Annotated in this window: 10 protein-coding genes; 5 read left to right on the top strand and 5 right to left on the bottom strand. The window is 64.8% G+C overall.

From position 1 onward, the window contains the following. Positions 1–85: 85 nt before the first annotated feature. Positions 86–1,138 carry a LysM domain-containing protein gene (locus MSG32_RS16040; protein WP_054556857.1) on the bottom strand — a complete coding sequence of 351 codons (1,053 nt, stop codon included), beginning with the start codon at positions 1,136–1,138 and terminating at the stop codon, positions 86–88. A gap of 255 nt (positions 1,139–1,393) precedes the next feature. Between MSG32_RS16040 and def the strand changes: the two genes are divergently transcribed. From def to MSG32_RS16015, 5 genes are all read left to right on the top strand, one after another. Continuing rightward, positions 1,394–1,903, top strand: a complete 510-nt coding sequence (gene def, locus MSG32_RS16035) for a peptide deformylase (protein WP_043333797.1) — start codon at positions 1,394–1,396, stop codon at positions 1,901–1,903. A gap of 185 nt (positions 1,904–2,088) precedes the next feature. After that, positions 2,089–3,093, top strand: coding sequence for a methionyl-tRNA formyltransferase (fmt, locus tag MSG32_RS16030; RefSeq protein WP_248380676.1), 1,005 nt, complete (start codon positions 2,089–2,091; stop codon positions 3,091–3,093). Continuing rightward, complete coding sequence (gene rsmB, locus MSG32_RS16025) at positions 3,090–4,541, top strand: 16S rRNA (cytosine(967)-C(5))-methyltransferase RsmB (protein WP_248380674.1); 1,452 nt, start codon at positions 3,090–3,092, stop codon at positions 4,539–4,541. The genes fmt and rsmB overlap by 4 nt, the downstream gene beginning before the upstream one ends. Positions 4,542–4,701: 160 nt before the next feature. Continuing rightward, the gene (gene trkA / locus MSG32_RS16020; RefSeq protein ID WP_043333795.1) at positions 4,702–6,075 is read left to right on the top strand and encodes a Trk system potassium transporter TrkA; all 1,374 of its coding nucleotides are present in this window, start codon (positions 4,702–4,704) and stop codon (positions 6,073–6,075) included. Positions 6,076–6,163: 88 nt separating this feature from the next. Then, on the top strand, positions 6,164–7,612 hold the full coding sequence (locus MSG32_RS16015) for a TrkH family potassium uptake protein (RefSeq protein ID WP_043333794.1): 1,449 nt from the start codon (positions 6,164–6,166) through the stop codon (positions 7,610–7,612). 90 nt (positions 7,613–7,702) lie between these two features. On the opposite strand, the gene MSG32_RS16010 is transcribed toward MSG32_RS16015, so the two are convergent. The 4 genes from MSG32_RS16010 to aceK all read right to left on the bottom strand — a co-directional run bounded on the left by MSG32_RS16010 (position 7,703) and on the right by aceK (position 12,323). Continuing rightward, positions 7,703–8,614: a DTW domain-containing protein gene (locus MSG32_RS16010; RefSeq protein WP_153636532.1), complete on the bottom strand. Its 912-nt coding sequence runs from the start codon at positions 8,612–8,614 to the stop codon at positions 7,703–7,705. A gap of 99 nt (positions 8,615–8,713) precedes the next feature. Then, positions 8,714–9,658 (bottom strand): bile acid:sodium symporter family protein, encoded by a 945-nt coding sequence (locus tag MSG32_RS16005; RefSeq protein ID WP_248380672.1) that lies wholly within the window; start codon positions 9,656–9,658, stop codon positions 8,714–8,716. An 82-nt stretch (positions 9,659–9,740) separates the two neighbouring features. Then, positions 9,741–10,490: a Sir2 family NAD-dependent protein deacetylase gene (locus tag MSG32_RS16000; protein ID WP_248380670.1), complete on the bottom strand. Its 750-nt coding sequence runs from the start codon at positions 10,488–10,490 to the stop codon at positions 9,741–9,743. A 54-nt stretch (positions 10,491–10,544) separates the two neighbouring features. After that, on the bottom strand, positions 10,545–12,323 hold the full coding sequence (gene aceK / locus MSG32_RS15995) for a bifunctional isocitrate dehydrogenase kinase/phosphatase (RefSeq protein WP_248380668.1): 1,779 nt from the start codon (positions 12,321–12,323) through the stop codon (positions 10,545–10,547). Positions 12,324–12,475: the final 152 nt, after the last annotated feature.

Below are 12,475 nucleotides of genomic sequence, written 5' to 3'. Positions count from 1 at the left end.
GGATTATTGACTCACCCTGGTTGTTCACTTCAGCACGACGAGTCGTTTCACCACGCCGATGCTTGCGGATGACAGGGGCTTTCGATCAGCCGTGGGGCTCCAGCAGCTTGTCACCGACGCTCAATGGGCGGCCGGCCTGCATCACCAGCGCGTAGCTGACCTTGTCGTAGATACGAAATACCATCACCAGGCCACCTTCCTCACCGGGCAGGGTGATCGGCTCGCCGGTGACGGGGTCGGTGATCGTCTCGCCGCGGCGCTCGATACCGAAGACGTACCCCGGCTGGATGCCTTCACGACTGCCGCGATTGAGCGCGACGATGTCATTGCGACCGATGTTGCGCAGTCCATCGGGGGCCGCGAGGATGACGCCGCCTACATCTTCTTCGGGCGGCTGCGGCTGGAAGCTGGTGGTGATCGCACCACCGTCCGCCGGCAGCAGCAGATCGCCATTGAGAATCTCGCGATTGGCCGACAGCACGCGCAGCACGCCGATATCGCCTTCGCGACGTTCAAGCTTGATGTCGCCGATGCTGATCATCTCCAGCCCCAGAAACTCCTGGGTGTCCGGGTCCAGGTAGCGCTGGCCCTTGCGGTAGACGCTGTAGGTGTCATTGGCGGACCAGTTGCCGCGGGCGTAGATGGTATCGCCGGCACCGCTGATCAGACGGGTGTCATCCCCGGCCACGATATAGGGCGCATCGGTGAGCAGCGCCGGGTCAATCACGCGATGCTCTTTCAAGAAGGCCGAGATCTTCTCCAGCGGAATCGGCGGCACCGCCTCGCGCTTGGGAATCTTGCGGATCTGGGGGGACAGCTTGACCACACCGCCCTGGCCGCGCTCCAGGCGCAGACGAGGCTCGCCATTCTCGTAGTAGAGCGAGATGCGATCACCCGGATAGATCAGGTGCGGATTCTTGATCTGCGGATTGGCGCGCCAGACTTCCGGCCACAGCCAGGGTTCACGCAGAAAGCGCCCGGAGATGTCCCAGAGCGTATCGCCACGCACCACCACATAGGTGGAAGGTACGTCATCACGCACGGTTGCTGCCTGTGCCAGCGACATCCCTGCGCTTGCCCCCAGCGTCGCCATGCCGAGGAGTGCCGTAAAGACGGCATTGCCGACCAGTCGTTTCATGCCCATTCCTGCGTCCCTTGCGTTATTGCCACCCATCGCTCGGTGGTGATGGTCTTGTTCTGAACTCCGCACCGCGCAGACCCGCTCTGCCCCGCGCCTGGTGGCTGCTGACCCCTGTCCATCGCCATGTCAGATCAATCCTGACTATTGCCGCGATAGTAGCAGCATTGACGGCATTCGGTTCCGTTCCTCGCTTGCGCACACTACAATATCAGGCAAATCCTTTCTGACAGCACAACGGTAATTACACCAGCCATGGCCAAACGCGAAATCCTTGAATTCCCTGATGAGCGTCTGCGCAACGTTGCCGCCCCGATCGACACGATCGACGCCGAGCTGCAGACCCTGATCGACGACATGATCGAGACCATGTATGACGCCCGCGGCATCGGCCTCGCCGCGTCACAGGTCGACGAGCATCGCCGTCTCATCGTCATCGACGTCAGCGAAGATCAGTCCCAGCCGCTGGTGCTGATCAACCCGGAATACACCCCGATCGGTGATGAACAGCAACCGATGCAGGAAGGCTGCCTGTCGATTCCTGAATATTATGCCGAAGTCCCGCGCTATCTGAAGGTACGACTCAAGGCTCAGGACCGCAACGGCGATGCCTACGAACTGGAAGCCGATGGCCTGCTGGCACATTGCATCCAGCACGAGCACGACCACCTGCAGGGCAAGCTGTTCGTCGACTACCTCTCCCCGCTCAAGCGTGATCGGGTGATGAAGAAGATGCAGAAGCGTCACAAGCTGCAAGAAGCCTGATCCCTCACGCTCGGCCACACGGCCGATATTGAGCGCATGGCGGCACCGCACGAAGGCCGAGGGCAACCCCTCGGCCTTCGTGCGGTTACTGGTCCATCAGCCGCGTCTGTCGCGCTGGCCGACCTGCCGCAACCGTCAGCACCTTGAGCACGGCCGCCTCCGTGCTCCTACATGAGTCATAGCACATGTCGAAAGCCCTGCGCATCGCCTTTGCCGGCACCCCCGATTTCGCCGCCGAGTGTCTGTCCGCCCTGCTGGGCAGTCGCCACGAGATCATCAGTGTCCACACCCAGCCTGATCGCCCCTCCGGGCGTGGTCGCAAGCTGACCCCGGGCCCCGTCAAGCAGCTGGCACTCCAGCACGATATCCCCGTCCATCAGCCGCTCAACTTCAAGGACGAGGCCGATCGTCAGATTCTGCGCGACCTCGAGGCCGACATCATGGTGGTGGTGGCCTACGGGCTGATCCTGCCGCAGGCGGTGCTCGATATTCCGCGTCTGGGCTGTCTGAACATCCACGCCTCTCTGCTGCCGCGCTGGCGCGGTGCCGCACCGATCCAGCGTGCCATCGAAGCCGGTGACAGCGAATCCGGCGTCACCATCATGCAGATGGATGCCGGCCTGGATACCGGTGACATGCTGCTGATCCGCCGCACCCCGATCACCGCCAGCACCACCGGTGGCGAGCTGCACGATGCGCTGGCAGCCCAGGGTGGCGAGGCCATCGTCACGGCTCTCGACGCCATCGCCGCTGGCGACCTGCCCGCGACCCGCCAGCCGGAAGACGGCGTGACCTACGCCGCCAAGCTCTCCAAGGCCGAGGCCGAACTCGACTTCACCCGCCCTGCCGCCGAGCTGGACGCGCGCATCCGCGCCTTCAATCCGTGGCCGGTGGCCTGGACCCGCCTTGAAGGCGAGCCGCTGCGCCTGTGGATGTCCCGCACCGGCGAGCAACGCCTCACCGACAGCGTGACGCCCGGCACCCTGCTGGCGCCCGGCAAGGATTGCCTGCGCATCGCCTGCGGCGATGGCCATGAGGTGCTCGAGATCACTCGCGCCCAGTTGCCCGGCGCCAAGCCGCTGTCCGTCAAGGACCTGCTCAATTCCCGTGCTGCGCGCTTCCCCGAGGGCCTCGTCCTCGGCGCAGATCACGCCCCTGATACCGATTCCCAGACCGAGACTTCCGCATGAGCCAGTCAGACAACCCGTCCTCCAAGGGCAACGGCAAGAAGCGCAACTCCCTGCCGCCGGCCCGCAGCAAGGGCGGCGCTCACAAGCATGGCGGCGCCCGTCGCAAGCCTGACAATGCACCGGCCTCGCCGGGCGCTGCGGTGCGTGTCGCGGCTGCGCGGACGCTGGCCCCGGTGCTGGCCGCGCGTACCTCGCTGAACCTGGACAGCCTGCCGTCCGGTGTCGCCGGGCGTGATCAGGGCCTCTACAAGGCACTGTGCTTCGGCGTCTGCCGTCAGCTGCCGCGTCTGGATGCCTTGGCGGGCAAGCTGCTGAAGTCATCCTTCAAGTCGCAGGATCAGGACATCCACGCCCTGCTGCTGCTCGGCCTCTATCAGCTGCTGTACATGCGCATCGCCCCGCACGCCGCCGTCGGTGAAACCGCTGGTGCCGCCCGTGGCCTGGGCAAGGGCTGGGCCACCGGCGTGCTCAACGCCTGTCTGCGTCGTTTCCAGCGTGAGCAGGAAGCGCTGGAAACCGAGGTCGACAAGGACCCCGCCGTCGCCCTGTCCCACCCCCAGTGGCTGCTGGATACCTTCCAGCGCAACTGGCCGGACGACTGGCAGGCCATCGCCGAGGCCAACAACGCCCAGGCGCCGATGACACTGCGCGTCAATGTCGCCGCCATCAGCCGCGATGACTACCTCGCCCAGCTGGCGGAAGCCGAGATCGAAGGCGTGGCCTGCCCGTTCGCCGAGCACGGCATCACCCTGACCAGCGCCTGCGACGTCAGCGCCCTGCCGGGCTTCGAGGATGGCCTGGTCAGCGTGCAGGATGAAGCGGCACAGCTGGCCGGTCAGCTGCTGGCACCGGCCGTGACGGCCATCAACGCCGAGGGTGAAGGCGTGCGCCTGCTGGATGCCTGCACCGCGCCGGGCGGCAAGCTGGCGGACATGCTGGAGCGCTTCCCGGGGCTGGACGCCACCGCCATCGACATCGACGGCGAGCGCCTCGAGCGCGTGGAAGAGACGCTGGAGCGTCTCGAGCTGGGGGCCGGCGTCGTGTGTGCCGATGCCAGCGAACGCGATTGGTGGGACGGCGAAGCCTTCGACGTCATCCTGCTCGACGCGCCCTGCTCCGGCAGTGGCGTCATCCGTCGTCACCCGGACATCAAGCTGCTGCGTCGCCCGAATGACATCGGCGACCTGGCGCGCCTGCAGGGCAAGCTGCTGGCCAATCTGTGGGGCATGCTCAAGCCCGGCGGCACCCTGGTCTACGGCACCTGCTCCATCATCACCCAGGAAAACGCCCGCGTGATGGACCGCTTCCTGGCCGCGACACCGGACGCCAAAGCCGAGACCATCAAGGCCGACTGGGGCCGTGTCTCCGGTGCTGGCCGCCAGATGCTGCCGCAGGTCAATGGCCACGACGGCTTCTACCTGGCCCACATCACCAAGGCCAGCGCCTGATCACAGCCAGGTGAGCCGTGTCGGCGCGACGTCCGTGGTGACATGAGACGCCACGCCTGACATTCCCGGACAGCCGCGCCCCGACTCTCGGGGCGCGGCTGTCTTCCGTCCTGGCACTGGTTTATCCTGTGCCGACTGAGCAACAGCGGACGAGCCGGACATGAAAATCATCATTCTGGGCGCAGGTCAGGTCGGCGGAACGCTCGCCGAACACCTGGCCCATGAAGAAAATGACATCACGGTGGTGGATACCGACAGCGAACGGCTGCGCGAGCTTCACAACCGACTCGACATCCGCACGGTCACGGGGCCGGCGAGCTATCCGCAGATCCTGCGGCAGGCGGGTGGCGAGGATGCCGACATGCTGATCGCGGTGACCAACTCTGACGAGGTCAACATGATCGCCTGTCAGATCGCCCATAGCCTGTTCCACACGCCGACCAAGATCGCGCGTGTGCGCTCGACCGCCTATCTGACCCGCAAGGGCCTGTTCTCGCATGACGCCATCCCGGTCGATGTGCTGATCAGCCCCGAGCAGGTGGTGACGGACCACATCCGCCGCCTGATCGAATATCCCGGCGCCCTGCAGGTGCTCGACTTCGCCAATGGCGTCGCCCAGCTGGTCGCGGTGAAAGCCTACTACGGCGGACCGCTGGTCGGTCAGGAGCTCGGTTTCCTGCGTCGCCACATGCCCAACGTGGATACCCGCGTCGCCGCCATCTATCGTCGCAATCGTCCGATCATCCCGCGCGGTGACACCGTGATCGAAGCCGATGACGAGGTGTTCTTCATCGCGGCGCGCAAGGACATCCGCACCGTGATGGGCGAGCTGCGACGCGTCGATCGCAACTTCCGCCGGGTGGTGATCGCCGGTGGCGGCCATATCGGTGAGCGTCTGGCCGAGACGCTGGAGCACAGTCATCAGGTCAAGATCATCGAGCACTCGCTGGCGCGTTGCACCGACCTTTCCGAGCGCCTCGATCGCACCGTGGTCCTGCACGGCAGCGCCACCTCCAAGCGTCTGCTGCTGGAGGAGAACATCGAGGATTGCGACATCTTCTGCGCGCTGACCAACGACGACGAGGTCAACATCATGTCGTCGATGCTGGCCAAGCGGCTCGGTGCCAAGAAGGTGCTGACGCTGATCAACAACGCGGCCTACGTGGACCTGGTGCAGGGCGGCGAGATCGACATCGCCATCTCTCCCCAGCAGGCGACCATCGGCGGCCTGCTGACCCACGTGCGCAAGGGTGACATCGTCAATGTCCACTCGTTGCGCCGTGGTGCGGCGGAAGCCATCGAGGCCATCGCCCACGGCGATGAGCGCTCCTCCAAGGTGGTAGGCCGACGCATCGAGGATATCAACCTACCGGAGGGCACCACCATCGGTGCCGTGGTGCGCGGCAAGGAAGTGCTGGTGGCGCATCATGACCTGGTGGTGGAGTCCAACGACCACGTCATCCTGTTCGTGGTCGACAAGCGTCGCATCCGCGAGGTGGAGCGTCTGTTCCAGGTCGGGTTGACCTTCTTCTGATGCCGGCCTCCATGACTTCCGCCCCGCGCCCGCCCCGAACGTCACTCGGCGGCTTCACCACGCTGCGCCTCTCTCAGGGAGGCGCCGCATGAGCCTACGCGTGATCTCTCGCATCCTCGGTATTCTGCTGATGCTGTTCAGCCTGACGCTGGTGCCGCCGATGCTGATCTCGAGGGTCTTCGAGGACGACACCCTGAGCGCCTTCGCCGTGGCGATGGGCATCACCCTGCTGACCGGTTTCGCGCTCTTCTACCCCAATCGGCACGCCCGCAAGGAGCTGCGCAACCGCGATGGCTTCCTGATCACGGTGCTGTTCTGGACCGTGCTGGGGGCCTTCGGCTCGCTGCCCTTCCTGCTCGCCGAAGACCCGAACCTGACCATCATCGATGCCATGTTCGAGTCGTTCTCGGGGCTCACCACCACCGGCGCCACGGTGATGACGGGGCTCGATCTGCTGCCCCACTCCATCCTCTACTATCGCCAGCAGCTGCAATGGCTGGGCGGCATGGGGATCGTGGTGCTGGCGGTGGCGATCCTGCCGACACTCGGCATCGGCGGCATGCAGCTCTACCGCACCGAGATTCCCGGCCCGCTGAAGGACTCCAAGCTGACGCCGCGCATCACCGAGACGGCCAAGGCGCTGTGGTACATCTACGCCGCGCTGACGCTGGTGTGCTTCGCCAGTTACTGGGCGGCTGGCATGAGCTGGTTCGATGCCCTGGGCCACAGCTTCTCGACCGTCGCGGTCGGTGGCTTCTCAACCCACGACGCCAGCATCGGCTACTTCGATTCCGCCAGCATCGAGATGATCTGCGTGTTCTTCATGGTGGTGTCCTCGATCAGCTTCGGCCTGCACTTCGCCGCTTGGCGCGAGGGACGCATCAGCCATTATCTGCGCGACCCGGAGACACGTTTCTTCCTGATCCTGCTGCTGATCCTGACCTGCGTCACCATCGCCGGCCTGCTGCTCACCGGCAGCTACGATGACAGCAAGGCACTGCGCCACGGCCTGTTCGAGGCCGTCTCGGTGGCCACCACCACCGGCTTCGGCGTCGCCGATTTCACCGGCTGGCCGGGCGTCTTGCCGATGATGCTGTTCATCGCCGCCTTCATCGGTGCCTGCTCCGGGTCCGCCGGTGGCGGCATGAAGGTCATCCGCATCCTGCTGATCCTCAAGCAGGGCGTGCGCGAGATCCATCGTCTGATCCACCCCAATGCCATCCTGTCGGTCAAGGTCGGCAAGATGCGCATCTCGGAGGGCGTGGCTGAAGCGGTGTGGGGCTTCTTCTCCGTCTACCTGATGCTGTTCGTGCTGATGATGCTGGGCATGCTGGCCACCGGGCTTGACCAGGTGACGGCGTGGTCAGCGGTCGGCTCGGCGCTCAACAATCTGGGGCCGGGGCTGGGTGAGGTCGCGACCCACTACGGCGATATCCCGGGGGCCGCCAAGGGCATCCTGATCCTCGCCATGCTGTTGGGGCGTCTGGAGATCTTCACCATCCTGGTGCTGTTCACGCCGGCCTTCTGGCGGCGCTGACAGCCGCCAGCGTGCCGAGAGCATCACCTTGAACGCAAACGCCCCCGCCGGAGGACTCCGACGGGGGCGTTTTTTGTTGCGGCGCTTCGACTATGACTCGCCGGTAGTGGCGTCACGGCGCGCCAGCAGGCGGCGCATCGGCGCGGTCGGCTCCAGCACGTAATGGATGCGGCTGGCACGATAGCAGTCGTTGAAGGCATCGAAGTAGTCATCCAGCACGCTGGCCGCGTTCTCCTCTCCCGCCTGACGCAGCAGCTCCGCCGCCACTTCCGCCGTGCACAGGTGCGCTTCGGAGGCAGGCTTGCGCAGGTGATAGCGGGTCAGACGTTGAGTGTGCAGCGGCAATACCGGCAGGCCGTCCAGATAAGGGCTCTTGCGGAAGATGCGCCGCGCCTGACGCCAGGTGCCATCGAGCAGGATGAACACCGGAATGCGCGCCTCGCCACTGGCGGTATGCGTTGCCACATCGGCGCCGACGCCGGCGATGGCATTCACGTCGACCACGCGGTCGGCGTAGTCGGGCTGGTCATCCGGGAAGATGATGAAGGGCTGATAGCGCTCATCTTCCAGCAGCGCCAGCAGGCGCGGGTCCGGCTCGACGCGATACCAGCTGAAGACCTCGGTGCCCGCCAGCACATCCGAGATCAGGCGCCCGGTATTGGTCGGCTTGTAATGCTCCAGCGGATGGGTGATCAGCCAGAACTTGATCCGCGACTCGGCGGTGACCTGATAGGGACACAGGCAATTGAGCCTGGGCAGGCGGCACGCCTCACAGCGAATCACCTGACTGCCGCGCGCCTTGAATTCGCGGCGCGGATGCCGTCCGTGCCACGCCTCCGGCTCGCCACTGGGCAGCGTGGTGATGCCACTGCCTTCGCCTGGCGCGACGGTATCGATTGCCACAGCGTCGCCATCGACGCTGGAGGCGACAGCGGAAGCAGATTGAGGCGCACAGGCGGCGATATCGTCGCCATCAGCCGGCGGGGGGCGGGAATCACACATGATGAGCAGTCAGAACCAAGGAAAAAGGGACGCGCATTCTAGCATGCGCGTCCCTTTCTCCCATTCCTCTGTCCCGACTCAGGTTGCCGATTCGCGGGATCAGACCTCGTAGCGGTGCTTGCTGCCGGTCACGAACTTGGGCGGACGACGCTTCCAGTAGCCAGCCAGCAGCGACCCCGAGACGTTGTGCCAGATGGAGAAGATCGCCCCCGGCAGCGCCGCCGTGGCGGAGAAGAACTGACTGGCCAGTGACGCCGCCAGGCCGGAATTCTGCATGCCGACCTCGATGGCGATGGTGCGCGAAGTGCGCTCATCCAGCCCGAACAGGCGCGACAGGCCATAACCCGCGCTCAGGCCGATGCCATTGTGTGCCACGACCGCCAGCGCGACCAGCGGGCCCAGCGTGGCGAGGCGCCCGACGTTGAGCGAGACCACGATGGCGATGATCAGCACGATGGCCAGCATGGCCAGACTCGCCAATGCCGACTCCCACTCGCGGATCAGATCACGCGCGAAGTGGTGCACGACCACGCCGAGCACGATGGGGGCGACCACCAGCTTGGCGATGCTCAGCAGCATGCCGCTGACCGGCACATTGATATCGGTGCCCAGCAGCCACCAGGTCAGCAGCGGCGTCATCACGATGGAGAGCAGCGTCGAGGCCATGGTCATCGAGACCGATAGCGCCACGTGTCCGCCGGCAAGCCAGGTCATCACGTTGGAGGAGGTTCCCCCTGCCGTGGCACCGACCAGCACCATGCCCACCGTCAGCGCCGGGTCCAGCCCCAAGAGGCGCGCAATCAGGAAGGCGGCCAGCGGCATCACGCTATATTGCAGCAGCAACCCGAGCGCGATCGGGCCGGGGCGACGCGCCACGCGTATGAAGTCGTCACGCGACAGGGTCAGGCCCATGGCGAACATGATCAGCGCCAGCAGAGGCTGAATGGTGTCCTTGAGCGCCACGAACGGCGTCGGAGCCACCACGGCGATGCCGGCAAAGACCAGCGCCCACAAGGGGAAGAAACGATTCAGCGTCTCGAACATGCTTTTCACTTTTCGGTCGCCCGGGGCATCGATTTCCCGGAAATTGCTGGCCCGCCTCCCATGGCAGGCCTGAAGGCGCGCATCATAACGTATCAGGCAGCCCCAGGTGGCCCTGATACAACCAATGGCGCACAAGGCGCGGTACCGCCTGACCGGCACTTTCGGCCAGCGGCAGCACGCCGGGCTCGGCCAGTTCATCGGCATTCGGGTCGACCAGCACGATGGGGGCGTCCAGCGGTGCTGCTGCATAGAGGTTGGACGCCGGCATGACCTTGAGCGAGGTGCCGACGATCAACAGCAGGTCCGCCTCGGCGGCGATCTCCTCGGCGACCGCGTAGAGCGGCACCGCCTCACCGAACCACACCACGTCCGGACGAAGCTGACTGCCCTTGTCACACAGGTCCCCGAGGCGAATGCCGCCACGCGGCAAGGGATAGCGCAGGCCGTGGTCGACGCTGGAGCGCGCCTTGAGAATCTCGCCATGCAGATGCACGACCTCGCGTGAGCCCGCTCGCTCGTGGAGGTCGTCGATGTTCTGGGTGATGACCGAGACGCGAAAGCCGTGCTGCTCCAGCTCAGCCAACGCCTTGTGGGCCGCGTTGGGCCTGGCGCGGCGTACCTGGGTGCGGCGGTCATCGTAGAAGCGCAGCACCTGCTGGGGGTCACGTCGGAAGGCCTGCGGCGTCGCGATGTCTTCCAGACGATGCTCTTCCCACAGGCCATCCTCGGCGCGGAAGGTGCGCAGGCCGCTCTCGGCGCTGATGCCGGCGCCACTCAACACGACCAGATGGCGTCCGTGACGTGCACCGGGGTCCTTGAAGCCTTGACTCATCTAGCACTCTCTCTGGCGTTGGACAGGATCGAACAGCGGGCATGGCGATCACACTCAGTCATCGATGAAATCCTGACTGCGATCGACACCGAAGCGCCGCTTGTTGCGATAAGGGTAGACATCGATCACGCGCCCTTGCGCGATGGCGTCCTGCAGGCCACGCCACCAGCTGGCCTGGAAGATCTCGGGATGCAGCTCGTAGAACAGCTTGCGCAGCTGAATATCGGCAAACAGGAAGGGGCCGAACTCCTCGGGGAAGATGTCGTTGGGCCCCACCGAATACCAGGGCTCGCTGGCCAGCTCCTGCTCAGGGTAACGTGCCTCGGGAATCTCACGGAAGTTGCACTCGGTCAGGTAGCTGATCTCGTCGTAGTCATAGAAGACCACCCGCCCGTGGCGCGTGACGCCGAAGTTCTTGAGCAACATATCGCCGGGGAAGATGTCAGCGGCAGCCAACTGCTTGATCGCATTGCCATAATCATTGAGCACCGCGCGGGTTTCCTCGGCGTCACACTCCTCGAGATACAGGTTGAGCGGCGTCATCATGCGCTCGGTATAGCAGTGACGGATCAGCACCTTGTTGCCGCGCAGGCTGATCGAGGAGCTGCACACCTCCAGCAGCTCTTCGAGGCAGGCCGGGTCGAAGTGGTCCTTGCCGACGGTGAAATTCGAGAATTCCTGCGTATCGGCCAGTCGCCCGACACGATCATGGCGCTTGACCAGACGGTACTTCTCGCGCACCTGATCACGACTCATGTCCTTGCCGGGGGCGAAGCGGTCCTTGATCAGCTTGAACACCAGCCGGTAACTGGGCAGCACGAAGACCGCCATCACCATGCCGCGCACGCCGGGCGCGATGATGAACTGATCGGAGCGACTCGCCACATGCTGGTTGAGGCCGCGGAACAGTTCGGTCTTGCCATGCTTGTAGAAGCCGATGGCAGCGTACAGCTCGCCGATGGGCTTCTCGGGCATCAGGGTCTGCAGGAACCCGACCACCTCGCTGGGCACTTCGATCTCGACCTGGAAATAGGCCCGCGTGAAGGAGAAGATGATCGAGACCTCTTCCGGCTCGATGATCACGGTATCCAGATAGACGCCATCGCGCTCGGTATGCAGCACCGGCAACACCAACGGCAGGGTCTGGCCGCCACCCTCGATGCGCCCGACCAGATAGGCCCCCTTGTTGCGATAGAAGACGCTGCGCAGCATCTCGAAGGCGGCGTCCGGCGCATCGCGCACCACCTCAGGCAGCGTCGCGAGCAACATCTCGGCGCCCAGCGTCACATCGCGCCCCTGATGCTCGAAGGCGATCCCCAGCGGCGCCTCGTTGAGCACGGATTCGAGTGCCCCGGCCCAGTCACCCTCGACCGGCACACGATGGCTGATACTCAAGCCGGAATGGCGTGCCGGACTCTGGCGGGATGGCGAGACGAACATCCAGTCATCGCGGATGTGACGATGGGAAAACACGCTGCAGAAGATGGAGTTGTAGAAGGTCTCGGCCAGCTTGTAGTCGAGGCGTTGATCGATCAGCGCCATGTACTGCCGCTTGGCCTCGCCCCACAGGGTGCATTCGCACAGGCGGTCGGGCTCGAAGGCGCGCTCCAGCCGCTCCATGGTGGCGGCGACCTTCTCGTCGTAGAGGTTGATACGCGCGGCGGAGGCCTGCTGTGCCTCACGCCAGTCGGCCTCGATGAAGCGCCGCCGCGCATCACTGGAGATCTGCTTGAAGCGTGATCGATATTCATCGAAGCCATGCAACACGGTCGCCGCCAGTCGCTGGCCCTGCTGGCCATTGCCGCGCTCGTCACTGTCCACATCATTGCCCATCGCCGCCTCCCTGCCCTTCAGTCACCTGACATGACCAAAGCATGCGGACTGTCGCGCCAGCAAGCGAGACGACAATGGTCGCGGGCCTTCAACCCTGACTCACGCTAGATGCGCCATCCATCAAGGCCGACCACCTGAAACGCAGAACGCCA

Source organism: Cobetia sp. 1CM21F (genome assembly GCF_023161745.1).
Taxonomy (GTDB): Bacteria; Pseudomonadota; Gammaproteobacteria; order Pseudomonadales; family Halomonadaceae; genus Cobetia; species Cobetia amphilecti.
The sequence above is the reverse complement of the archived record's forward strand: the minus strand, read 5'-3'. Positions and strand labels throughout refer to the sequence as shown.

What these genes read in the sequence shown, in the direction of transcription:
- MSG32_RS16015 (WP_043333794.1), top strand. Translation starts at nt 6,164, where the DNA reads ATGAGCCTACGCGTGATCTCTCGCATCCTCGGTATTCTGCTGATGCTG.
- MSG32_RS16000 (WP_248380670.1), bottom strand. Translation starts at nt 10,490, where the DNA reads ATGAGTCAAGGCTTCAAGGACCCCGGTGCACGTCACGGACGCCATCTG.
- fmt (WP_248380676.1), top strand. Translation starts at nt 2,089, where the DNA reads ATGTCGAAAGCCCTGCGCATCGCCTTTGCCGGCACCCCCGATTTCGCC.
- MSG32_RS16005 (WP_248380672.1), bottom strand. Translation starts at nt 9,658, where the DNA reads ATGTTCGAGACGCTGAATCGTTTCTTCCCCTTGTGGGCGCTGGTCTTT.
- aceK (WP_248380668.1), bottom strand. Translation starts at nt 12,323, where the DNA reads ATGGGCAATGATGTGGACAGTGACGAGCGCGGCAATGGCCAGCAGGGC.
- def (WP_043333797.1), top strand. Translation starts at nt 1,394, where the DNA reads ATGGCCAAACGCGAAATCCTTGAATTCCCTGATGAGCGTCTGCGCAAC.
- MSG32_RS16040 (WP_054556857.1), bottom strand. Translation starts at nt 1,138, where the DNA reads ATGAAACGACTGGTCGGCAATGCCGTCTTTACGGCACTCCTCGGCATG.
- MSG32_RS16010 (WP_153636532.1), bottom strand. Translation starts at nt 8,614, where the DNA reads ATGTGTGATTCCCGCCCCCCGCCGGCTGATGGCGACGATATCGCCGCC.
- rsmB (WP_248380674.1), top strand. Translation starts at nt 3,090, where the DNA reads ATGAGCCAGTCAGACAACCCGTCCTCCAAGGGCAACGGCAAGAAGCGC.
- trkA (WP_043333795.1), top strand. Translation starts at nt 4,702, where the DNA reads ATGAAAATCATCATTCTGGGCGCAGGTCAGGTCGGCGGAACGCTCGCC.